The sequence below is a fragment of the Pandoraea pneumonica genome (assembly GCF_902459645.1).
GTDB classification, from domain to species: Bacteria; Pseudomonadota; Gammaproteobacteria; order Burkholderiales; family Burkholderiaceae; genus Pandoraea; species Pandoraea pneumonica.
Genome location: NZ_CABPSK010000003.1, coordinates 251,341 through 272,817 on the forward strand (window position 1 = coordinate 251,341; position 21,477 = coordinate 272,817).

Below are 21,477 nucleotides of genomic sequence, written 5' to 3' on the forward strand. Positions count from 1 at the left end.
TTCGCCACACGGCACTGCACCGGGGCGAGCCGCCCATTTCACGAACCCTTTGTAATTCAGGAGAGCCAGATGCCATCGTTTGACGTGGTTAGCGAAGCCAACATGGTAGAGGTCAAGAACGCCATCGAGCAGGCCAACAAGGAAATCTCGACGCGTTTCGACTTCAAGGGGTCGGACTCGCGTGTCGAGCACAAGGAGCAGGAGATCACCCTGTTCGCCGACGACAACTTCAAGCTCGAACAGGTCACGCAGGTGCTCATCAGCAAGATGGCCAAGCGTAACGTCGACGTGCGCTTTCTCGACTACGGCAAGGTCGAAAAGATCAGTGGCGACAAGGTCAAGCAAGTCGTCAAAGTGAAGAAGGGCGTGGAAGGCGATCTGGCCAAGAAGATCGTGCGCCTGATCAAGGACAGCAAGATGAAGGTGCAGGCGAGCATTCAGGGCGACAGCGTGCGTATCGCCGGCGCCAAGCGCGACGATCTGCAAAACGCCATCGCGCTGCTGCGCAAGGACGTGACCGACACGCCGCTGGATTTCAACAACTTCCGCGATTAAGTGCTGTCGTTTCACACAATAAAAAACCCGCAGTTATCGCTGCGGGTTTTTTATTTGACGAGCATGACGTCTGCGACAGCGTTACTTCTTCTGCCCGATGCGGCTTTCCTTACCGGCGATCAGCTTGCCGATATTCCCGCGGTGGCGATAGATCAGCAGAATCGCCATGACGATGACCGCAGGCGCATACGGCCCGAAGCCGAACATGAACACGTAGTACAGCGGTGCAAACACGGCTGCCACCAGCGCCGCCAGCGACGAATAGCGGAAAAAGACCGCGATGATGAGCCAGGTCGCACCCACCGCCAGCCCGAGGATCGGGTCGATGGCGATCAGCACGCCCGCTGCGGTCGCCACGCCCTTACCGCCCTTGAAACGCAGGAATACCGGGTAGAGATGGCCGATGAACACGGCCAGCGCCACGGCGGCCAGCCCGAAGTCGCCAACGCCCCAGGCATCGGCAAAACGCTCTGCGAGGAAGACGGCGAGCCAGCCCTTGAGCGCGTCGCCCAACAGCGTGAGCACGGCGGCTTTCTTATTGCCCGAACGCAGTACGTTGGTCGCGCCCGGGTTGCCTGAGCCGTAGCTGCGCGGGTCTGCGAGGCCCATCGTGCGGCTAACGATCACCGCGAACGGCACCGAGCCGATCAGGTAGGCAAGGACGATAAAAACCAGAGTGGCCATGAACTTCGTGCGTGAGGAAGATTTGTAATGGCCGCCATTCTACTTGACCCGCCCGGTCGCCCCATTCTGGCAAACACGGGGTTGCGCCCGCGCGGGGTGGTCCCCATGCCCATCGGACTCGTGTGCCGCGCCCTGCGTTGCGTCGAGCAGCCGCCGCACTCCGCCGATGAATTCACGAAGCAACGCCGATGTCGACGCGAGCGCGTGCACCCCACCCTCACCGACGCACTGGTCAATGTCTGCGGCACGCTTGGCGAGTGTGGGTTGCGAAAACGCCCCGAGGACGCCCTTCACCGCATGGAGTTGCTCTCGCAGCCGCCGGATATCCCCCGCGTCGAATGCGGCCTGGATGTCGTCGACCGTCTGCCGGGTGCCAGCCAGAAAGACTTCGCGCACATGGGGCGGCAGCTCACCGCCGCGCCAAGACGCCGGATGCGCGGGGTGCGTCGGGTGTGCCGCGTGTGCTGGGTGTGCTGGGTGCGTTGCACGCGCAATCGCATCAGTGCCGATTGACGCGACGAGGGTGCGCAAACCCGTAAGAGAAAGCGGTTTGGTCAGCACCTTATGCATCCCGGCGGCTTCACATCGCCGATGCTCCTCCTGAGTCGCATGCGCCGTGAGCGCGACCACCGGAATCGTGGGCCATTGCGAACGAATGCTGCGGGCGAGCACATAGCCGTCGATGTGCGGCATGCCGATATCGGTAATCACCAAATCGAAGCTGGCGCGTGAGAGTGCATCGAGCGCCGCACCGCCATCGCCGACCAAGGTACTGCCGTGGCCCAGCGTCGCCAATTGCTCGGCGAGCAATACGCCATTCGCCTTGCAGTCTTCCGCAATCAGCACGCGCAGCGGTCTGGCTGTTCTCGAAACGCCGGACTGCGTCGCACTCGGCAACGATTCGGCGCCGACGACATCCCATTGCTGAGCGTGCAGGACGAACTTCAATGCGGCGAGCAGCGCGCGAGGGGAGTAACTGGACACGTGCACCGTCCTGCCTTCGCGCACGGGTTGCAACGGCCCTTGCGCGTGGCAATCGATGATCCAGCCCCCGGAGGCAACGTGCGACGTCGCGTCACGCGTGAGCGCCGCCGCGCGATCGCCGATCACGATGACCACGCGCACACGCGTGTATGCAGCGTCGTTCAGACTCGCCGCATCACGGCAAGGCAGAACCACCAGCCCCCAGGCTTCGAGCTGGGCTGTCGTATGAAATAACGTTTGAGATGCGGCATGGGATACCGACCGAGATACCAAGCGCTCCCCCGACTGGCCCTGCTGCGCCACAAGCGCGACGACCTCACCCGAGAAGGGTGCGGTTGCAGGTCCTTGATGCGGCATGGCCGAGCCCGCCAACGCCAGCTTCACGGTGCAACGCGTACCGCTGCCGAGCCTGCTGCGCATCGAAAGACTCCCACCCATCGCATCGACGAGCCGTCGACACAGTGCCAGCCCCAGGCCAGTGCCGCCGTACTGCCGGTGAATCGACGGGTCCGCCTGCGAGAACAGACCAAACACACGCGTTTGCGCTTCCTCCGAAATCCCGATGCCTGTGTCTTCGACGTGCAGCGCAAGCCACTGCTCAGCGATTTCGATGTGCAGGGTGACGGTACCTTCCGACGTGAACTTGACCGCGTTCGAGAGTAGATTGCTCAACACCTGCGACAACCGAGTGGCGTCCCCCACCACTTGCGCCACGACGATATGGTCGGTCTCGAAGCGCGAGAGCAACGTCAGCCCCTTCGCGTGTGCCATCGGAGCGAAAAGCGCGAGTGACTTCTCGACGATCGGCACGACATCGAAGCACTCGTTCTCGATTGTCATCTCCCCCGCTTCAATCTTCGAAAAATCGAGGACGTCGGCAATGATGCGCATCAACTGTTCCGACGCCGCGCTAACGGTCGCCACGCGCGCCTGCACCAACGGCGCAAGCGCCGAATGAGAAAGCAGTTCGAGATTGCCGAGTATCGCGTGCAACGGCGTGCGTATTTCGTGGCTCATCGCGGCGAGGAATGCGGACTTCGAGGCGTTTGCCGCATCGGCGGCAAGGCGCGCTGCCAGTAAATCTTTTTCCAGACGCTTGCGTGCGGTGACGTCGGTCATGGCCACGACTAGCACGGCCTCGCCCCGATAGCGTGCCGGTGCCATGCGCACCGACAAATCGACCGCGCCGCCGTCGCGCGTGGCGAGCGTCATGGCGAGTTCGCACACTGCGCCGCCCGGCGACGAACGCCGCGTGTACTTTTCGACGAGATCGGCAATCCACCATGCCGGACCATCGGCCGCCTGCTCCAGCCACAGCGTCATGCTCGGGCTGCAACGCAGCGGCTTGCAAGTACTCAGCGATATCAAGCCCAATCCGACGGGTGCCGTATCGATCATCGTGCTACTGAGATGCTCGCCCTCGAACAGCCGCGCCGAGCGTTCGAACATCGGGGCAAACACGTGCCGGTTGAACAGTACCAACAGCAGCCACATGAGCCCGACGATGCCGAGCGTGGTCACCGCCGCCGTCACGAACGGCGCCATCACGTTGCTCACGGCTTGCCGCCACGGCTGTGCATAAATGACGAACCAGCCCGTGTCGGCGAGCGGCACTGCCAAGGTAAAGACCCCGGCACGAAAGGCGTCGCTCACGCCTTGCTGCGCGGCGGCCACCACGCCTGAGGCCAAAACGCGTTGCACGAGCGCTTCGTCCACGCCCAGACGTGAGCCTGTCTGCACCAACCGTAGTGCGTCGTCGACCAGCAGGAATGTGCCGTCGAAATGCGGCACCGGGAACCACGTATCGAACAACGCGAACGCGCCCTCCTGCGCCTCCTGTGTCGCTTTCACCGCCTGCCCCGCCTGCACCTGCTGAACGATCGCTCGCGCTTGCGTGGCGCCGATTCGTCCCAGATCCAGCGACAACTCGCGGTACTCGCGCATCAACTGGTGATGCACCGTCGACACCATGCCGAGGAAAAACGCGCCCACCAGCACCGCCGTAATGACCGCCCCACCGCCGAAGATCAACCGGCGGTGATAGCGGCGCAGACGCGTGAGCATGCCCTGCCCTGAGTGATTAACCATGTCGTGCTTTGCGCTCTCGCGCACCGTCGACGCGACGCCCGCGTCGAGCGAATTATGTCGTCGGAAATCACCGGGATCGGGCGAATACCCGCTAGTTTCTGACTTGTCAGAAAGAACCCGGGCAAAAGTGGGAAAACACCCGTTTATGGGTTTAGCGCACGTTACGCCGCGCGTTTGTACGCAATTCGCGGAACCCGTGGCAGGTAGCCGATGCCTCACACGCGCCCCTTTGGCGGAGACATAGGCACATGACAAAAATACGCGTTGCCCTGGCCGACGATCACCCGGCCATTCTTGCCGGCTTGCGGTACGAACTGGAAAATCAGCCATCGCTGGCTGTCGTGGGTACCGCGCGAAATTCCACGGCGATCGTCGAGTCGATTCTGCGCGCCCCTTGCGACGTCCTCGTCACCGATTACGCAATGCCTGGCGGTCGATATGGTGACGGCATGACGCTACTCGGTTACCTGCATCGCACGTTCCCCAAATTGCGTGTCGTCGTCCTCACGTCGATCGAAAACCCGGCGCTCTTGCGGCAAATCGGCGCGTCGGGCATTCGCGCGGTACTCAACAAGACGGGCGACTTACATCACCTGATCGCCGCCATTCATGCGGTGTATCTGGGGCACGAATTTCGTTGCCCCGCATCAGGGCCGAGACCAGCGTCGAGCACCGCAGGCAAACCGCTGAGCAAACGTGAGTCCGAGGTTTTACGTCTGTACGTTTCCGGTGTGTCGATCACGGGCATTGCCGCACGATTGCACCGGACCAAGCAGACCATCAGCGCGCAGAAAGTCAGCGCCATGAAAAAGCTCGGCCTCGAGTGCGATGCCGATCTTTACGGCTTTGCCTTCCGGGCGGGTTTGTCGACAGCGGCTCTATCAAATCCGTCCGGCATCGACAGTCATCTCGAGCCGTAGCGTGCCCTCGTACTCGCCGTGGCGTTTGGTCGTCACCACAAATGGCGCGATTTCGAAGTTCAGCCGTGCCGGGGTGCACGCCACCGGCACGGGAATGCCCGGAAGTCTGACCAACCGGATCGGAGATTGCGACGTCGGCGAAAACGCCATGCCCGCCGCGTCGCCGATCCGCAACCACTGCGTCGCGCCGTCGTAGGTCAACCCGACGCGGTAATCGATTCGGTCGACGGGCAACAGCCCGGGCGTGCCGCGCGCAGCGATCGAGGCATACCCTGCGGGCTGTTCTGGAAACTGTCCGCCCGGACCAGTGGCGCGCACGCGCAACGCTCCATCGCTGTTCGATCCGAAGCCGTCGTAGAAGCACAAGTCCAACGCGCGCCCGCCGAAGATCACGGGGACGAACCCAGCCCCCGGACGGCTGCGCAAATCGAACGCAACGCGCGGGTTAACCGTCGCGAGCGTCGGAAAATAGATTTGCGCGTTGTTGCGGTCGGTCACGTTCAGCGTGATGTCGTACACGTGCGTAGCACTGGGGGCGGTCTGTCCGAGTTCGATGACATTGAGCATCAGTTGCGCCCGCCAGATACCGGCCATCGGCACTTTGGCCATCTCTTCCCGGCTCAGGCTCAAGTCGTAACGCGACGCGTCATAACGTCTGCCACCACACGTCCCGTTGTTCGTATTGTCGTGAAGCTGCCGACGAACGTGGTTGCACGTCGAGCCGCTCACCGTCACGATCTTGGCGCCTGTCGCAACGAGGTCCACGGCATGATGCGTTCGGCTTTCGACGAAGCGCAGACGAATCCTCGTACGCGCCCCGGACGGGTCTGAAGTCGGGCGCACCGCGCAGGCACCCACCGCGCTGTCGGCATTGGAGCGGCAACCATAAGCCGTTCGCGAGCCGCGGATTTCCCCCGGCGTGTAGTGGACCTGAAGTGGTTCTCTGAACTGCCAGTCCGCGGCGATGCTCGAACGATCGACCGTTTGCTCGACGCTTTCCCGGTGATCGACCGGAAACGCCTGTGCAAATACGTCGTCTGCGATCCAGAGACTCCCCAGCGCGACGGCACCTGCCATCAGATACGGCACCGCCCAACGCGGCACTCCCCTGTTACCGCGTAACTGCATCAGCGACATCTCGCCTCGTCTCCTGTACTGACAGTTCACGCTGGCTCAGCAAGCGTTGAACGCGTGCGTCGGCGCGCATCCCTTCGGGCAACGTCTCCTGCGCGAGCGCCTCGCACTGCGTGGTGCCCGTCACGTGGACCACGTCCTCGCGCCGCGTCACGTCAATCGCGCAGCGAAGCGGTTGCCCTCGACTCAGCAAATAGAGTGAACTGAGCTGACGCGGTGACTCGATCATGAACACCCCCTGATCGTCGAGCGGCTGTGCCGGCACGCTGAGTACCTGCGCGTGATCGAGCGACAAGCCATCGGGGCCCAACGCGCGCCCCACATACGTGTAACTGCGTCCAGCAGAAACCTCATGTGTCACGACGCGTCCCGGCGTCAGAAAATAGTCGCGGCGCGACGCCCCGCGCACCAGGCTTACCGTGTGGTCGTGCACGCCGGACGTTGCCTCCGAGACCTCGCCAGACTGCAACCGGTAGCCACTGACCGGCACGATCGCTGCGCCGCCGAAGTCCACCGTCACCGGCCGCCCGCCGACGTCGAGTCTGGCCGCCGCGCCCTGTGTCCGATCGTCTTCATCGGCAACGACAATGGCCACCGCAGCCGGTGCTTCGCCTGCGAGAAATGCCGGGCCAAGCAGCACCCGGTCACGCGTGACGGCTAGCGACGAGGCGTATCCGCCCGTGAACGACACCCTGTCGCCCCCGACGATGCCAGCACGGCGGGCGCTGCCCGAGAGCATCGCGTTGGCGTCGCCATAGCGGCCATCGACGGCACCCCGCACCGTCGCCGACACATCGCCGCGCACCTCGCCGGAGACGCCGACAGCAAGCTCCCGGCGCGACGTGTCGTCCCATGTCCAGGCATGCGAAGCCTGATACCCCGTCTGCGCGCCGCTGCGACGCTCGCCTTCCCCGCTACGCAGTTCCACACCCGCGCTACTGAAGGTTGCCGCTCCCTGCGTGGGAGGCTTCGGACGATGCGCCGTCAACGTCAGACTCACGAACGCACCGGTATCGCGACTCGCGGCCCCCGATCCCATCGCGCCACCGCCCCCCGCTGTGGCGCGGCGCTGATACACGCCGACACGCGACGCCACCGACAATCGGCGCCAACGGAAGGACCGACTAAGCGTCGCCTGTAGCGTGCGCGAAACCCGGTCGCTGTGGCGGCTGTTGGGAACATCAGCGCCGCCAAGGGGCCGGGACGCATCGAATACGTCGGCTGCCGAGGGCGAACGTCCCTGTGTCTTGTTGTAGCCGTAGCCCGCACTCGCCTGCCATGGTCCCAACGGCACCGAGAGCGCAGCGTTGAGCGAGTCGTAACACCCAAAATTGAGTGCCGACTGCCCGAACGCCGCTGTGTTGCGCGTACATGACGCGTCTCGCATCTGATAGCGATACAGGCTCAAACCGACGCCGTTGGCGAGCGCGACGGATTGCGTGTTGCCGTACGCGCCACCGGTGCCGACAAGCCCACTACCGGCAAGCGTCAGCGTGCCGAATGAGAACACGTGACGCCAACTCAGTTGGGTCTCGTTGTACAGCGCCGACGGCACCCAGCCGACGCCGCTCGTGAGTAGCACGCCGCCGCCGACCGGTGTGCGCGCCCCGGCTTGCGCGATGAAACCGCGCGCGTCGCGTTGCCCATAGCGCTCGTCAGCCGCACGTCCGGCTTGTCCAAACCATTGAAACCGCTGATCGAACGCACCGCCGCCAACTTTGGTGAAGGGCTCCGAAGTCGTGCGCACCAGCGTATCGGCTTCGACAATGCGCAGCGAGACGAGATAGGTGCCTTCGGGAAAGTAACGTGTATCGATGGTCTGCACGCCAGCGGGCAAATAGGCGCTGCCGAGCAACTCGTTGCCACGATAGGCATCGACACGCGCGTCGCGTGTGAGCAGTACGGTCAGCGGCGAACCTTGCGCTGCACGGTGCTCGTTCACGTACGCCTGCGACGTGCCCACGCGAACGCCATCGAACCGATGCACCGGCAGCAATGAAAAACCGAAGCTGCCCCCGCGCGTGCTGGACAGATCGCGTTGATCCATTCGCCCGAACTGGGTGTAGTGTGTGGCGCCCAAGTCGTGACGATAGTAGAGGCTGTTCAGCGACGCGTGCAAACGGTCTGCACCGCCATCGCTTTGGCCGTGTTGGCCATGCTGCCCCGTGTGCACAAGCGACCAGTCGAAGCCCGCGAAGCTCCGCGATGTGATGCCGAGTGCGCCGTTGCCAAGCAGCGTGAGATTACGTTGCGTACTGGACCCAGCAACGTTGAGCACTTGCGAGTGAATCAGCGCGCGCTCGCTGCCCGCGGGGTTCGCGTAATACGGCTCGTCGGTCGTATCCGGCACCGGCAGCCAAGCCTTCGCAAGAAACAGATCGAGTGCGCCGCGCTGCTCATCGAAGATGACGTCGGCGGTCTCGGTGTCCAGATATCCGCAATCGATGTCGCACACCAAGTGGCCGTTTCGGGCCATGGGCATGGCGAGGGCAGCCAGCCTGCTGGCAGCGACGTGCGACGCGTCGGATGCGTTGGCGTCGTCACTCGCCGCCGCTGGCAAACCGATGGCCGCAGCCACCGCTTCCGGCGTTTCCAATCGCACGGTGTCCGGGCGGACGAACACGGGAAATATGCCCAGCGTCTTGCCCAGCATGCGAATTTCAATTTGCTCGACTTGGCCGTGCACGATGTCTTCGAACCCCGGTGGCACCCGTGCCGCGTTCACGGTCGACGCCGCCGCGTTGGCACCGAGTGCCACAGCAAAGCAGACGAATGACGTGTACAGCAGACATCGCATGGCGGATGAGTCGAAGGCCGGACCAGCGCGACGCGTCAGCCGATGGCATGCGCGCTGGCCTTCCGACATGGCGGTGAGTGATTAGCCCGCCGCAGCCGCGACGAGCAGCACTTCGAGGCGGCCGGTGTAGTTGCCCGCGGCCGGGGTGTTAGTGCCTGCTAGCCCACCCGTGATCGCCAGCGGCAACGTCACAGACTCACCCGTGCTCGCCCCCTGCCAGAGCGTTGCCGCGGTAAAGCTGGTATTGGCCGTCGTAATCGGGCGTCCGCCGAGTTGGACCGTGAGCGGGATCGGCGCCGCCGCGTTGTTGGTGGTGTGCAGCAACTGCGCGGCGCTGCCCAATCGCACGTCGACATTTTGCGAGTCGTCGTTCGTGTGAAGACGCGTTTGCACGACGGGCGCCGACACCTGCCGCGTTGCCGCGTTGTAGGTCATCACCAAGCTTTGCGGCATAGGGGTGCCATTCGCCTGCAATACCGACAGCGTCGGGTCGATGCTCGCTGTCAGGTCGATGACGACTTCTGCGGCGCTGACCGAGATCATCGGGAGCGTCATGGCCAGTGCAACGCCCAGGTGCTTGATTCGCTTCATGGATAGCTTTCCTTGGTAAGTGAGGTAAGGGAGGGGGGAAAAAGGCCGGTCATGCCACCGGCACGGGAAGGCCAGGGCGCGTTGCCCAGCCAGGGGCTACGGCAAGACGCTCAGATCGGCAAACCGATCCTCCCGCTCACTGTCGACCCGATACTGGATGCGCGTTGCGTGGGCGCGCATCGGTTCAGGAATGGCGAGGCGCAAACCGGGATAGACGCTTTGCCCGACGGCTTGCCATTGGCACGCATCGTTCGATATGCCCGCGCATTGCCCCATGGCGAGCACATGCGCACGAACGTTGCCGATGTTCAGTACGCCCGCGTTGTCGCTGGTGCGTGCCAGCGCAACCACGGCGCGCGAGGGCTGAACGCGCACGAGCGCGCCCCAAACGAAGCTGACCTGCACGTCGGTGGCGATGTTGTCCTGCGCATCGGCAGGTGGCGCGTCTTCGATGGCCCCGACGGGGCGAATGTAGACGCGGTAGACGGTTTCCTTCTCCGGGCGGCCGAGGGCCACGACGCGCACCTGTCGCGTTGCGCCGCCAGAGAGGACGAATTTACCGGGGGAGGCGACGAGACCGCCGTCGAGCGCGCTGACTGGCGTCTCGTGCTCGGCGGGCGTCGCAGGGTCGATGACTTTCCGAACGGTGACTTCGACGTATTGCGTACTCGGCGACTGCGATGTCACGCGAATAATGCTGACGGGCTGCCCCGTGCCCGCGATCACGCTGGCAATCGGCGACACCGTCACATTGGCCCATGCGGGCACGTGCGGCCACATCGCGCCGAAGGCGACGAGCGTCGCCATGACACGACGGTTTCGAATCGACATCCCCTGTCTCCCTGCGAATGGCTAGGCCGTGCGCGACGCGTGAACGGCTTTCGTTCAGGCATCTCGTGGCATGACCATCGTAGAGAGACGTTGCCCGCGTGAACATCTGACGAGTCAGAATTTCACGCGGCGTGTGACAGCGTGGGGAGATTAGTCGGCCAGCGCAGCGTTCACGAGCGTTGGTGAGAGCAAGCGCACAATTTCTGACGGGGCGATCGACACCAGATACCCTCGGCGGCCGCCGTTGATGTAGATCTCCGGCAGATCGAGAATCGTGGCTTCCATGAACACCGGCATGCGCTTGCGGGTGCCGAAGGGGCTCGTGCCGCCGACGAGATAACCCGAATGCCGCTGCGCCACTTCGGGTTTGCACGTTTCGATGCGCTTGCGTGCGCTCTGACGCGCCAATGCCTTGGTCGAGACCTGACAGTCGCCATGCATGAGCACGATCAGCGGATTGGCATTCTCGTCTTCCATCACCAATGTCTTGATGACGCTGTGCTCGGGCACCCCGAGCGCTTCCGAGGAGACACGCGTGCCGCCGTGCTCTTGATACTCGTAGAAGTGACTGCCGAACGTCACGCCAGCACTGGCAAGGGCCTTGGTGGCAGGCGTTTCTGCGGTTGCCTTGGATTTCATATTGTAAAAATGACAAGCAAGTGAACGCGTCGATTGTAATGAATCCCTGAGCGCCTGCCTGCATGACGATGCCGCTGGCGACGCATTACAATGCCGCCATGGCCGCCCCCTACGACACCTCGCATCAGGACGCGCTTGCCGCACAATGGCTGGCGAACCTGCCGCCGCGCATCGACACCCTGCCCGCTCGCATCGCGGCGCAGACCCCCACTCGCATCGCACTGATCGACGATTTCCGCCGCCTGACCTATGGCGAGCTGGCGCATGCCGTCACTGCTTGCGCGGCGCATTTGCGCGCGCATGGCGTGCGCGGCGGCGATCGCGTGATGATCGTGGGCGAGAACGGAATCGCTTACGTGGTGCTGCTGCTGGCCGTGGCCTCGCTCGATGCGTGGCCGCTGCTGTGCAATGCGCGGCTATCGGCTACGGAACTCGGCGTGATTCGCGATCATGCCCGCCCACGCTGTGCGATTTTCACCGTCGATGCTTCGCCTGATGCCGCCGCGCACGCGCGCAGCCAAGGGGCCGCTATCGTCTGGACGGAATTGGCGCTCGGCGCGCTCGCGGCGACCGACGCCGATCCCGAGAGCGAAGCTGAGCCCGTGCAAGCCGACGCCGCCACGCAGTGCGCCGCGCTCATCTACACCACAGGCACGACCGGCACGCCCAAAGGGGTGCGTCTCTCGCATCGCAATCTACTGTTTATCGCGGCCATATCGAGCACGCTGCGTCGCGTCGGTGCCGACGATGTCGCCTATGCCGTGCTGCCGATCTCGCATGTGTATGGACTGACATCGGTGTGTCTGGGCACGTTGTATGCCGGTGGCACGCTGCGTTTGGCGGCGCGCTTCACGCCCGAAGCCGTGCTCGATTCGCTCGCTCACGATGGACTGACCATCTTGCAGGGCGTGCCCGCGATGCACGCGCGCTTGATGGCCTATGTCGCGAGCGAGGGCACGCCGCTCGTGGCACCGCGTCTGCGCTTCGTGTATTCGGGGGGCTCGCCACTCGATGCCGCGCTCAAAGCCCGCGTGCAAGCGTTCTATGGCCTGCCGATTCATAACGGTTATGGGCTAACTGAGAGCAGCCCGACCGTGTCGCAAACGCTGCTCGATGCCCCGCGCGACGACTGCGCCGTGGGGCCCGCCATTCCCGGCGTCGCCGTGCGCATCGTCGATACACAGGGACGCGACCTGCCCGATAGCGACGTGGGCGAACTCTGGGTGCGAGGGCCGAACGTGATGCTCGGCTACTACCGCGCACCGGAACTCACGGCCGCCGCGATCACTCCCGATGGCTGGCTGCGCACAGGCGATCTCGCCCGCCGCGAAGCCGACGGCGCGCTCTTTCTCGCGGGACGTGCGAAGGAGTTGATCATCCACTCCGGGTTTAACGTCTATCCGATCGAAGTGGAGCAAGCGCTCGCGAGTCATCCCGACGTGCTGCAAGCGGCCGTACTGGGCCGCGAAGCCGACGGCAACGAGGAAGTGATTGCGTTCGTGGAAGCCCGCCCCGGGCACATCGTGGATGTGACGGCGTTAGCGGCATGGGCGGCGGGCCGATTGGCGCCCTACAAGCGCCCCGCGCAGATTCGCGTGCTCGACGCCTTGCCTGCGGCGTCCACCGGCAAGGTGCTCAAGCACAAGCTCAAAGCGCTGCTGTAAGCGCGGCAGTCTCGCCCACCCGGGCCTATCCGCCCCCACGCGCACCTATCCGCGTGGATGGTGTTGTGCGTGCAGCGACTTCAAGCGCTCGCGCGCGACGTGCGTGTATATCTGCGTGGTGGAGATATCGGCATGACCGAGCAGCAATTGCACCACGCGCAGGTCGGCCCCGTGATTGATTAGGTGCGTGGCGAACGCATGCCGCAGCGTGTGCGGCGAGAGCGGTGCGTGAATATCGGCGAGTTGCGCGTAGCGCTTGATCAGATACCAGAACGCTTGCCGCGTCATGCCGTCGCCGCGTTGCGTGACGAACAAGACATCGCACGCGCGCCCTGCCAGCAACACGCCGCGACTCTCTGCCAGATAGCGTGTGAGCCAACCGCTAGCCTCATCGCCGAACGGCACCAGACGCTCTTTCGCGCCCTTGCCGAAGATGCGCAGCACCCCTTCGTTGAGCCCCACTTCGATGGTCTTGAGCGCGACCAGCTCAGACACACGCAAACCGCTCGCGTACATCAACTCCAGCATGGCGCGATCGCGCAGCCCAAGCGGCTGCGTGAGATCAGGTGCCGCGAGCAACGCCTCGACCTGCGCTTCGGATAGGGTCGAGGGCAGCCGTTGCGCGCGTTTGGCCGACGCGATGCGCAGGCAAGGATCGAGATGCACGATGTGTTCGCGCAGTGCCCAGTGATAGAAACGTTTGAATACCGACAGGCGGCGATTCACGCTGCTGGCCAAACTCTCGCGACGCCATGCCAGATAAGCCGAGAGCGCCGCCTCGTCGACACCGTCGAGCGCCATGTCGTGTTTGGCGGCCAGCCATTCGGCGAACAGTCGCATATCGCGCCGGTAAGCGTCGAGCGTATTGCGAGAGAGACCGTCTTCGAGCCAGATCGTGTCGCAGAACTGGTCGATGAGCGTGGCACTGCGCACGTAGGCCGCGCCTTGCGCATCGAATTCCAGCGGCGTGTCGCCGGAGACTTCCCGCGCTGCGCCAGCGTCCGAGTTGTCGTCACTGCCGCTGTCGCTGATATCGTCGATGGCGGCTTGCTCGAACGGCTCGTCGTCGTCATCGAAATCGACGGTGCGGTCGACCGCGCCCTTCGTTGTCTTGCGCGCGCTCAAAGGGTGGCTCCTTCCTGAGCCAGCGCCCATTTCACGTGTTCGCGCACCAGAGCACTTGGGTGATCGAGGCGTGCGCTCAGCGCGTCGCGCAGCGGCTTGCGCGTCTCGTCATCCGCGGCCTCACGCAGCGCGTTACCCAACCCGACGGCCAGATTGCGCAGCCAGCGCTCATGACCGATACGGCGAATCGGGCTGCCTTGCAGGCGATCGAGAAAGTCGGCTTCGGTCCATGCGAACAATTCCACCAGCGACGCGCGGTCTAGACGGTTGCGCGGCGCGAAATCGGTCAACGGCGACGGCTGGGCAAATTTGTTCCACGGGCAGAAGAGCTGGCAGTCGTCGCAGCCATAGATGCGATTGCCCATCTTGGCGCGCAATGGCTCGGGAATCGCGCCTTTGTGTTCGATGGTCAGATACGACACGCACAGCCGTGCATCCACACGAAACGCTTCGGTGATCGCGCCGGTCGGGCAGACATCACGGCATTTCTGGCACTGGCCGCAGTGTTCACCGCGCGAAGCGCCGTCGTCGACCGGCAGCGGCACGTCGACAAAAATTTCGCCGAGGAAGAACAGCGACCCCGCGTCGCGCGAAAGCAACAGCGTGTGTTTGCCGCGCCAGCCAAGACCGGCTTTCTGCGCGAGTTCGACTTCGAGCACCGGGGCCGAGTCGGTAAAGACGCGATATCCGAACGGTCCGATCGCCTGCGCGATCCGGTCGGCGAGTTGCTGCAAGCGGTTGCGCATCACCTTGTGATAGTCGCGACCACGGGCATAGAGCGACACCACGGCCTCGCCCGGCTGGTGCAAACGCGCAGCCTCGTGCTGGCGCCAGCCGCTCGGATCGGTCTCTTGGGGAAGGTAATTCATGCGCGCGCTGATCACGCGTCGCGTGCCGGGTACGAGTTCAGCGGGGCGAGCCCGCTTCATGCCGTGCGCGGCCATGTAGTCCATATCGCCGTGACAGCCGTCGTCGAGCCATTGCTGCAAGCCGGGTTCGGCGTGCGAAAGATCGATGTCCGTGATGCCGACTTTACCGAAGCCGAGCTCACTCGCCCACGTGCGAATTTGCCCGGCGAGCGCGGACAGTTGCGCTTCACTGAGCGAAACAATCGCCGTATTGTCGCGCGAGGGCGACACTTCGAGCCCATCTGGCGGTGCCGATGGCTCGACTTGTGCGGCGGGAGCGGGGAAAATCACGGAAGCTTTCATTGACTCCATTTTACGCAATGCCCGAACACACAGCGTCCGCGCCACTGGGCGAGCGCGTTTTTGCGCTCCCCGACGAAGCTGCCACCGAAGCCTTCGCAGCGGCACTCGCGCACGCCATCGTCTCGCGCATGGCACACACCGACGCCGCGCATGCCGGCCTGCACGTCCAGCTATCCGGCGATCTCGGGGCTGGCAAGACGACCCTCGTGCGTGCGCTGTTGCGCGCACTGGGCCACACCGGGCGCGTCAAAAGCCCGACGTATGCGCTGTGTGAACCGTACAACATCGACACGCCACAGGGCGTACTGCCGGTCTATCATTTCGACCTGTACCGCTTTGCCGATCCGGCCGAATGGCACGACACGGGCTTTCGCGAGCATTTTGCGGGCGATGCGCTGTGTCTGGTCGAATGGCCCGAAAAAGCCGACGGCCTGCTGGGCACCCCCGATTTACGCCTGTGGCTGGAACCAGTTGGCGATGGCCGCCGTCTGACGACGAGCGCCTACACGCCGGCCGGCCTTGCTTGCTTGAACTCATGCTGATCAAACGATTCGCCCGAACCGACGACGCCTCCTCGCCCAATGCCGGCCGCCGCCGTGCACTGCGCGCAGGCGCATCGACGCTCATCCTCGCCGTCACCGGCACCCGTCTCGCCTTTGCCAATGCCATCGTCGCGGTGCGCGTGTGGCCGGCGAAAGACTACACACGCGTCACGCTCGAGACCGACAACCCGGTCAAGTTCCAGCAGCAGTTGATGGAGAGCCCAAACCGCTTCGTGATCGACCTCGACGAAGTGGATCTGAGTCCGGCGCTGCGCGACCTCGTCGCCAAGATTCAACCGAACGATCCGCAGATCATGCAAGTGCGCGTGGGCCAGTTCAAGCCCGGTGTCGTGCGCATGGTGTTCGATCTGAAAGCCGGTGTGAAGCCGCAATCGTTCACGCTGCCGCCGGTGGCGGGCTACAAGTACCGCACGGTGTTCGATCTGTATCCTGCGGTGGAACCCGATCCGCTCATGGAGTTGCTCGCGAAGTCGGGCCACAAAGCCGAAGCGCTCGCCCAACAGGGGGCGTCGTCCGGCGGCACGCCGAGCACCGAAGAGAGCGAAGCGTTTTTCCAGCAATACGCCCAGCGCGATGCGGGCAACGCGGCACCGGCACGTCCGCCCACGCCGTCGTCCTCGACACGCCCCACGCGTCCGCCCGCCCCGGATAAAACCCCGCCGCTGGCCCAGAATAACGACGGCGACGACGGCCTGAGCATCACACCGCCGCCCTCGCGCGGCCCGAAAACGGCCCGCCTGCTCACCATCGCGCTCGACCCCGGGCACGGCGGCGAAGACCCGGGCGCTATCGGAAGCAAGGGCTCGTACGAGAAGGTTGTGGTGTTGCAGATCGCCAAGCGCCTGCGCGACAAGATCGATGCGCAGCCCAATATGCGCGCGATGATGACGCGCGACGCCGACTTCTTCGTGCCGCTGGGCGTGCGCGTGCAGAAGGCCCGCCGCGTGGATGCCGACCTGTTCATGTCGATTCACGCCGACGCCTTCACCTCACCTGCGGCCAACGGCTCGTCGGTGTTTGCGCTCTCCGAGCGGGGTGCCACGAGTGCGACGGCACGGTTGCTCGAAAAAACGCAGAACGCATCCGACTTGATCGGCGGCGTGAACATCAAGACCAACGACCGCACGGTGGCGCATGCACTGCTCGACATGTCGACCACGGCGCAAATTCGCGACAGCAAGGTCTTTGGCGATGCGTTGCTCAAGCAGATCGGCGGGCTGAATCGGCTGCATAGCGGGCGCGTCGAACAAGCCTCGTTCGCCGTGCTCAAGGCACCGGACATCCCATCCGTGCTGGTCGAGACGGCCTTCATCAGCAACCCCGATGAAGAGCAGCGCCTCAACGACCCGGCGTATCAGGAGAAACTCGCCAACGCCCTGCTCACCGGCATCAAGGCGTATTTCGCGAAGAATCCGCCGCTGGCCAAGAACCGCACGGCTTAAGCAGATCGAAGGACAGGCGGCACAGACGCCACAAACAAAAATGGCGCGCCCCATCAGGACGCGCCATTTTTTTCATCTGTTGCTTGCGAAGCCGTAACCCTTGGCGGGTCACAGCCTCGTCACGACACGCTTACTCGCCTTGGCTTTGCGGCACACGGCGACGACCGCGCGTGAACAGCTTCCACACGGCACCCAGTGCAATCGGCACCACCGCTGCGCTGATACCCACGAGCACGATCACGTTCAGGTATTGCTTAACGATTGGCATGTTGCCGAACAGGTAACCGCCGCCCACGAGCAGCACCACCCAGATTGCAGCGCCCAACACGTTATAGAGCTGGAAGCGCACCCACGACATGGCCGACACGCCCGCCACGAACGGGGCGAACGTGCGCACCACCGGCACGAAACGCGCCATCACGATCGTCTTGCCGCCGTGGTGTTCGTAGAAGTCGTGGGTCTTGCGAAGGGCATCGCGATCGAGAAAACGCCAGTTCTTCTCGTACACCCGAGGCCCGATCTTCGAACCGATCCAGTAGTTGAGCGTGTTGCCCGTCACGGCTGCAATAAAGAGCAGCACGCCGAGCAGCCACGGATCCATCGCTCCGGTCGCGGCAAACGCGCCCCCGATGAACAACAAGGAATCGCCCGGCAGGAACGGGAAGAGCACCAGCCCCGTCTCGACAAACACGATCAAGAACAGAAACAGGTAGACCCAGTTTCCGTATTGATCGATAAACACACCCAAATGCTTATCGATGTGGAGCACCATCTCCAGCAACTGCACCAAAGTATCCAAGTCGATTCCTCAAGATAAAGGACGCCGGCCCGTCCCCACGGGCGCGCGACGAGTCGCATCATACCAGCGCAAACGTCGGGCGTCGTTAAGTGCCGATGACAACCAAAAATTGCCCATTCACCGGCCGCCGGACACCTTCGGGCCACCCAAACCTGACCCGAACCTTCCCATGACAGGACTATAGCGGGTGTTTGTTAGCTGTTCTTTAGGTATTGCAGGCTGAAACGCTGACCGATCTATGTCTTTGAGGGCAACCTTTATAATGGTTCCCATGTCTGCCACCCCGACCTCCGCTTCCGCTGCTGACGGCCTTGCCGGCGCGCCCGACGACCTCGCTGGCGCCCCCGCCGACCTTGCCGCCGCAGCCACCCGCCTGCCCGGCCCCATGCCGGCGGCCCTCGCCCCCGCGCGCGCGATCCGCGTGCTTCCCGACCAGTTGATCAGCCAGATTGCCGCCGGCGAGGTGGTTGAGCGCCCGGCCTCCGTGGTCAAGGAATTGCTCGAGAACGCGCTCGACGCGGGCGCCCGTGCCCTCCAGATCAAGCTCGAAGAAGGCGGCGTGCGTCGCATTGCGATCACCGACGACGGTGGCGGCATGTCGGCCGAGCAATTGCCGCTCGCGCTCACGCGCCACGCGACCAGCAAGATTCGCACGCTCGACGAACTGGAATCGGTGCTCACCCTCGGGTTTCGCGGGGAAGCGCTGGCCTCCATTGCGTCCGTCGCGCAGCTCACGCTGTCGAGCCGTCAGATCGACGCGCCTCACGCCACGGCCATCGACGGCAATACCGGCGCGTTGACGCCTGCGGCGGGGCCGGTCGGCACGACGGTCGATGTGCGCGATCTGTACTTCAACACGCCCGCACGTCGCAAATTCCTCAAGACCGAGCAGACCGAATTCGGTCACTGCATGGACGTGATTCGCCGCAGCGCGCTCGCGCGCCCCGACGTCGGCTTCTCGATTCTGCATAACAACCGGGCCGTGGAGCACTGGAACGTGTCCGACGCCGCCACGCGCGTCTCCCGGGTGCTGGGCAACGACTTTGCCGATGCTCACCTCGCGCTCGACGAGGGCGCGGCCGAGTTGCGGCTGTCCGGCTTCGTCGGGCTGCCCACGGCCAGCCGTGGACGCGCCGATCAACAGTTCTTCTTCGTGAACGGCCGGTTTGTGCGCGACAAGCTGCTCACGCACGCCGTGCGCGCCGCCTATGAAGACGTGTTGCATGGCGACCGTTACCCGGCCTACGTGCTGTATTTCGAATTGCCGCCACAGTTGGTCGACGTGAACGTGCACCCGTCGAAAATCGAAGTGCGTTTTCGCGATGCACGCAGCGTGCACCAGTTCGTCTTCCACGCCGTGCAACGTGCGCTGGCTCGCGCCGCTGGCAGTGGCGGTGCGACGCACGCGGCACACGTGACCGAAGGCGGTGGGCTGGCTGCCGGAAGTGCGAACCCCGGCGGTAACGGCTTCGGCATGATGGGCGCGCGGCCTGCGGCAGGCTTCGGCTCGCCGGGTGGCAGCAGTTGGAACCCGCGTGCGCAGCAAGGCACCCTGCCGGTTGCACAACCGCTCTCGGTCTACGACAACCTGTTTGGCCGCGCAGCGCCGCCTGCGCCGCGCCCGTACGGTCAGCCCGGCGTCACCGATGCCCCGGCCAACGCTTACGGCTCGCTCGGAGCACTAGGCAATCCCGGAACCGCCGCAGACGGCACCGCCGTGCCGACGACCGACGGCCTGACGCCGGGTGCCACGCCCGACGCGATGCAACTGGAGCAGCCACTCGGCTTCGCGCTGGGCCAACTTCACGGCATTTACATCCTCGCGCAGAACGCCTATGGGCTGGTGCTCGTCGATATGCATGCCGCGCACGAGCGCATTCTCTACGAACAGTTCAAGCACGCGCTGATCGAGCAAAGCGTGCCTGTGCAGCCGCTGCTCATCCCGGTGACCTTCTTCGCCGACCCGGTGGAAATCGGCACGACGGAAGAGCATCAGGAAACGCTAAAGGCGCTCGGCTTCGACCTCGCCGCCATGTCGCCGACGACGCTCGCCGTGCGCGCCATCCCAGCGCTGCTCGACGGTGCCGATGCGCAGGCACTGGCCCGCGCCGTGCTCGCGGATCTGCGTCAATTCGGTGGCTCGCGTGTGCTCACGGAACGTCAGCACGAATTGCTCGGCACACTGGCCTGCCACAGCGCGGTGCGCGCCAACCGTCGTCTCACACACGAGGAAATGAACGCACTGCTGCGCCAGATGGAAGCGACCGAGCGCGCCGACCAGTGCAATCATGGCCGCCCCACGTGGTATCAGCTCACGCTGGGCGATCTCGACAAATTGTTCATGCGCGGCCGTTGAGTTGCAGCAGAAGCATCGCAAGGTCACAAGGTATCCGGAAGTTCATGAATCCCCCGCCCCCGATTGTTTGCCTGCTGGGCCCGACGGCATCCGGTAAGACCGCTGCCGCCCTGGCGCTCGCGCAAGACACGCCGATCGAAATCATCAGTGTCGACTCCGCGCTCGTCTATCGCGAGATGGATATCGGCACGGCCAAACCCAGTGCCGAAGAGCTCGCCGCCGTACCGCATCACCTGATCGACATCATCGATCCGCGCGATGCCTATTCTGCCGCGCAGTTTCGCAATGACACGCTGCGCCTTGTCGACGAAATCACGGCGCGCGGACACCGCCCGTTGCTGGTCGGCGGCACCATGCTCTACTACAAGGCGCTCACGCAGGGGCTGTCGCCGCTGCCGTCTGCCGATGCCGAAGTTCGCGCGCGACTCGACGAAGAGGCTGCACGCGATGGCTGGCCAGCCATGCATGCACGACTCGCGGCCGTCGACCCGGTGACGGCGGCACGCCTCGCCCCCAACGATTCGCAACGCGTGCAACGCGCGCTCGAAATTTTCGAGCTGTCGGGCAAGCCGATGTCGCAATGGCTCGCGGAACAAGCGCAAGCGCCCGCAGAAGATTCACCGCACACGTTCGTGCCTGTCGCGTTGGAGCCCAGCGACCGTTCGGTGCTGCACGCCCGTATTGCCGAGCGTTTTCGTCTGATGCTGGCCGCCGGTTTCATCGAAGAAGTCGAACGTTTGCGCGCGCGCGGCGATCTCGATCCTGGCCTGCCGTCGATGCGCTGCGTCGGCTACCGTCAGGTGTGGGAATACCTCGATGGCGAGACCGACTACGACACGATGCGCGACAAGGGCATCTTCGCCACGCGTCAGTTGTGCAAGCGTCAACTCACGTGGCTGCGCTCGATGCCCGAGCGCCATATCGTCGACTGCACGGCCAGCGACGCGCCCCAACGCGCACTCGCCACCGTGCGCGAGTTGTGGCAAATCTAGCCAGCCCACGCGTTCAATGGCTCGCTGCGAACGCCTAGTCTTGCGCTGACGCAGGCCACCGCAGCGGGCCATTTCCGCCCGCCCCCGCATCGCCGCGCCACC

At 64.2% G+C, this 21,477-nt stretch carries 17 protein-coding genes; 7 read left to right on the plus strand and 10 right to left on the minus strand.

Annotated elements, in window-relative coordinates:
• Positions 1-69: 69 nt before the first annotated feature.
• The gene (locus PPN31114_RS16615; protein ID WP_150680630.1) at positions 70-555 is read left to right on the plus strand and encodes a YajQ family cyclic di-GMP-binding protein; all 486 of its coding nucleotides are present in this window, start codon (positions 70-72) and stop codon (positions 553-555) included.
• A gap of 81 nt (positions 556-636) precedes the next feature.
• On the opposite strand, the gene plsY is transcribed toward PPN31114_RS16615, so the two are convergent.
• Positions 637-1,239 carry a glycerol-3-phosphate 1-O-acyltransferase PlsY gene (plsY, locus tag PPN31114_RS16620; protein WP_150680631.1) on the minus strand — a complete coding sequence of 201 codons (603 nt, stop codon included), beginning with the start codon at positions 1,237-1,239 and terminating at the stop codon, positions 637-639.
• A 39-nt stretch (positions 1,240-1,278) separates the two neighbouring features.
• Complete coding sequence (locus PPN31114_RS16625; protein WP_150680632.1) at positions 1,279-4,311, minus strand: hybrid sensor histidine kinase/response regulator; 3,033 nt, start codon at positions 4,309-4,311, stop codon at positions 1,279-1,281.
• A 248-nt stretch (positions 4,312-4,559) separates the two neighbouring features.
• Between PPN31114_RS16625 and PPN31114_RS16630 the strand changes: the two genes are divergently transcribed.
• A complete protein-coding gene (locus PPN31114_RS16630; RefSeq protein ID WP_150680633.1) occupies positions 4,560-5,231 on the plus strand; it encodes a response regulator in 672 nt (223 codons plus the stop codon).
• Here the strand turns inward: PPN31114_RS16630 and PPN31114_RS16635 are convergent.
• The 5 genes from PPN31114_RS16635 to PPN31114_RS16655 form a co-directional block, all read right to left on the minus strand.
• Entirely contained in the window at positions 5,193-6,368 is a 1,176-nt protein-coding gene (locus tag PPN31114_RS16635; protein WP_150680634.1) for a CfaE/CblD family pilus tip adhesin, read from the minus strand. The genes PPN31114_RS16630 and PPN31114_RS16635 overlap by 39 nt on opposite strands.
• A complete protein-coding gene (locus PPN31114_RS16640; protein WP_174988150.1) occupies positions 6,343-9,162 on the minus strand; it encodes a TcfC E-set like domain-containing protein in 2,820 nt (939 codons plus the stop codon). The genes PPN31114_RS16635 and PPN31114_RS16640 overlap by 26 nt, the downstream gene beginning before the upstream one ends.
• An 81-nt stretch (positions 9,163-9,243) precedes the next feature.
• Positions 9,244-9,753: a CS1 type fimbrial major subunit gene (locus PPN31114_RS16645; RefSeq protein ID WP_150680636.1), complete on the minus strand. Its 510-nt coding sequence runs from the start codon at positions 9,751-9,753 to the stop codon at positions 9,244-9,246.
• 96 nt (positions 9,754-9,849) lie between these two features.
• The gene (locus tag PPN31114_RS16650; protein ID WP_150680637.1) at positions 9,850-10,584 is read right to left on the minus strand and encodes a fimbrial protein TcfA; all 735 of its coding nucleotides are present in this window, start codon (positions 10,582-10,584) and stop codon (positions 9,850-9,852) included.
• Positions 10,585-10,734: 150 nt separating this feature from the next.
• The gene (locus PPN31114_RS16655) at positions 10,735-11,223 is read right to left on the minus strand and encodes an aminoacyl-tRNA deacylase (protein ID WP_150680638.1); all 489 of its coding nucleotides are present in this window, start codon (positions 11,221-11,223) and stop codon (positions 10,735-10,737) included.
• Between the two features lie 98 nt (positions 11,224-11,321).
• On the opposite strand from PPN31114_RS16655, the gene PPN31114_RS16660 reads away from it, so the two are divergent.
• On the plus strand, positions 11,322-12,887 hold the full coding sequence (locus tag PPN31114_RS16660) for a class I adenylate-forming enzyme family protein (RefSeq protein WP_150681102.1): 1,566 nt from the start codon (positions 11,322-11,324) through the stop codon (positions 12,885-12,887).
• A 45-nt stretch (positions 12,888-12,932) separates the two neighbouring features.
• Here the strand turns inward: PPN31114_RS16660 and xerD are convergent, their stop codons facing one another.
• Both xerD and queG read right to left on the minus strand, forming a co-directional pair.
• A complete protein-coding gene (gene xerD / locus PPN31114_RS16665) occupies positions 12,933-13,850 on the minus strand; it encodes a site-specific tyrosine recombinase XerD (protein ID WP_246182641.1) in 918 nt (305 codons plus the stop codon).
• A 158-nt stretch (positions 13,851-14,008) separates the two neighbouring features.
• Entirely contained in the window at positions 14,009-15,232 is a 1,224-nt protein-coding gene (gene queG, locus PPN31114_RS16670) for a tRNA epoxyqueuosine(34) reductase QueG (protein WP_150680639.1), read from the minus strand.
• Positions 15,233-15,240: 8 nt separating this feature from the next.
• Between queG and tsaE the strand changes: the two genes are divergently transcribed.
• Together tsaE and PPN31114_RS16680 are read left to right on the plus strand one after the other, a co-directional pair.
• Positions 15,241-15,765, plus strand: a complete 525-nt coding sequence (tsaE, locus tag PPN31114_RS16675; RefSeq protein WP_150680640.1) for a tRNA (adenosine(37)-N6)-threonylcarbamoyltransferase complex ATPase subunit type 1 TsaE — start codon at positions 15,241-15,243, stop codon at positions 15,763-15,765.
• The gene (locus PPN31114_RS16680; protein ID WP_174988153.1) at positions 15,759-17,228 is read left to right on the plus strand and encodes an N-acetylmuramoyl-L-alanine amidase; all 1,470 of its coding nucleotides are present in this window, start codon (positions 15,759-15,761) and stop codon (positions 17,226-17,228) included. The genes tsaE and PPN31114_RS16680 overlap by 7 nt, the downstream gene beginning before the upstream one ends.
• Positions 17,229-17,358: 130 nt before the next feature.
• Here PPN31114_RS16680 and PPN31114_RS16685 read toward each other — a convergent pair whose 3' ends face one another.
• Positions 17,359-18,027 carry a VTT domain-containing protein gene (locus PPN31114_RS16685; protein WP_150680642.1) on the minus strand — a complete coding sequence of 223 codons (669 nt, stop codon included), beginning with the start codon at positions 18,025-18,027 and terminating at the stop codon, positions 17,359-17,361.
• A gap of 385 nt (positions 18,028-18,412) precedes the next feature.
• Between PPN31114_RS16685 and mutL the strand changes: the two genes are divergently transcribed.
• Positions 18,413-20,383: a DNA mismatch repair endonuclease MutL gene (gene mutL, locus PPN31114_RS16690; protein WP_150681104.1), complete on the plus strand. Its 1,971-nt coding sequence runs from the start codon at positions 18,413-18,415 to the stop codon at positions 20,381-20,383.
• 44 nt (positions 20,384-20,427) lie between these two features.
• Entirely contained in the window at positions 20,428-21,375 is a 948-nt protein-coding gene (miaA, locus tag PPN31114_RS16695; protein ID WP_150680643.1) for a tRNA (adenosine(37)-N6)-dimethylallyltransferase MiaA, read from the plus strand.
• Positions 21,376-21,477: the final 102 nt, after the last annotated feature.

Excerpts from the sequence above, each read along its gene's own strand:
- plsY (WP_150680631.1), bottom strand. The coding sequence starts at position 1,239 with ATGGCCACTCTGGTTTTTATCGTCCTTGCCTACCTGATCGGCTCGGTG.
- PPN31114_RS16640 (WP_174988150.1), bottom strand. The coding sequence starts at position 9,162 with ATGCGATGTCTGCTGTACACGTCATTCGTCTGCTTTGCTGTGGCACTC.
- PPN31114_RS16680 (WP_174988153.1), top strand. The coding sequence starts at position 15,759 with ATGCTGATCAAACGATTCGCCCGAACCGACGACGCCTCCTCGCCCAAT.
- PPN31114_RS16625 (WP_150680632.1), bottom strand. The coding sequence starts at position 4,311 with ATGGTTAATCACTCAGGGCAGGGCATGCTCACGCGTCTGCGCCGCTAT.
- PPN31114_RS16650 (WP_150680637.1), bottom strand. The coding sequence starts at position 10,584 with ATGTCGATTCGAAACCGTCGTGTCATGGCGACGCTCGTCGCCTTCGGC.
- PPN31114_RS16660 (WP_150681102.1), top strand. The coding sequence starts at position 11,322 with ATGGCCGCCCCCTACGACACCTCGCATCAGGACGCGCTTGCCGCACAA.
- PPN31114_RS16645 (WP_150680636.1), bottom strand. The coding sequence starts at position 9,753 with ATGAAGCGAATCAAGCACCTGGGCGTTGCACTGGCCATGACGCTCCCG.
- tsaE (WP_150680640.1), top strand. The coding sequence starts at position 15,241 with ATGCCCGAACACACAGCGTCCGCGCCACTGGGCGAGCGCGTTTTTGCG.
- queG (WP_150680639.1), bottom strand. The coding sequence starts at position 15,232 with ATGGAGTCAATGAAAGCTTCCGTGATTTTCCCCGCTCCCGCCGCACAA.
- miaA (WP_150680643.1), top strand. The coding sequence starts at position 20,428 with ATGAATCCCCCGCCCCCGATTGTTTGCCTGCTGGGCCCGACGGCATCC.
- PPN31114_RS16630 (WP_150680633.1), top strand. The coding sequence starts at position 4,560 with ATGACAAAAATACGCGTTGCCCTGGCCGACGATCACCCGGCCATTCTT.
- PPN31114_RS16655 (WP_150680638.1), bottom strand. The coding sequence starts at position 11,223 with ATGAAATCCAAGGCAACCGCAGAAACGCCTGCCACCAAGGCCCTTGCC.
- mutL (WP_150681104.1), top strand. The coding sequence starts at position 18,413 with ATGCCGGCGGCCCTCGCCCCCGCGCGCGCGATCCGCGTGCTTCCCGAC.
- PPN31114_RS16615 (WP_150680630.1), top strand. The coding sequence starts at position 70 with ATGCCATCGTTTGACGTGGTTAGCGAAGCCAACATGGTAGAGGTCAAG.
- PPN31114_RS16635 (WP_150680634.1), bottom strand. The coding sequence starts at position 6,368 with ATGTCGCTGATGCAGTTACGCGGTAACAGGGGAGTGCCGCGTTGGGCG.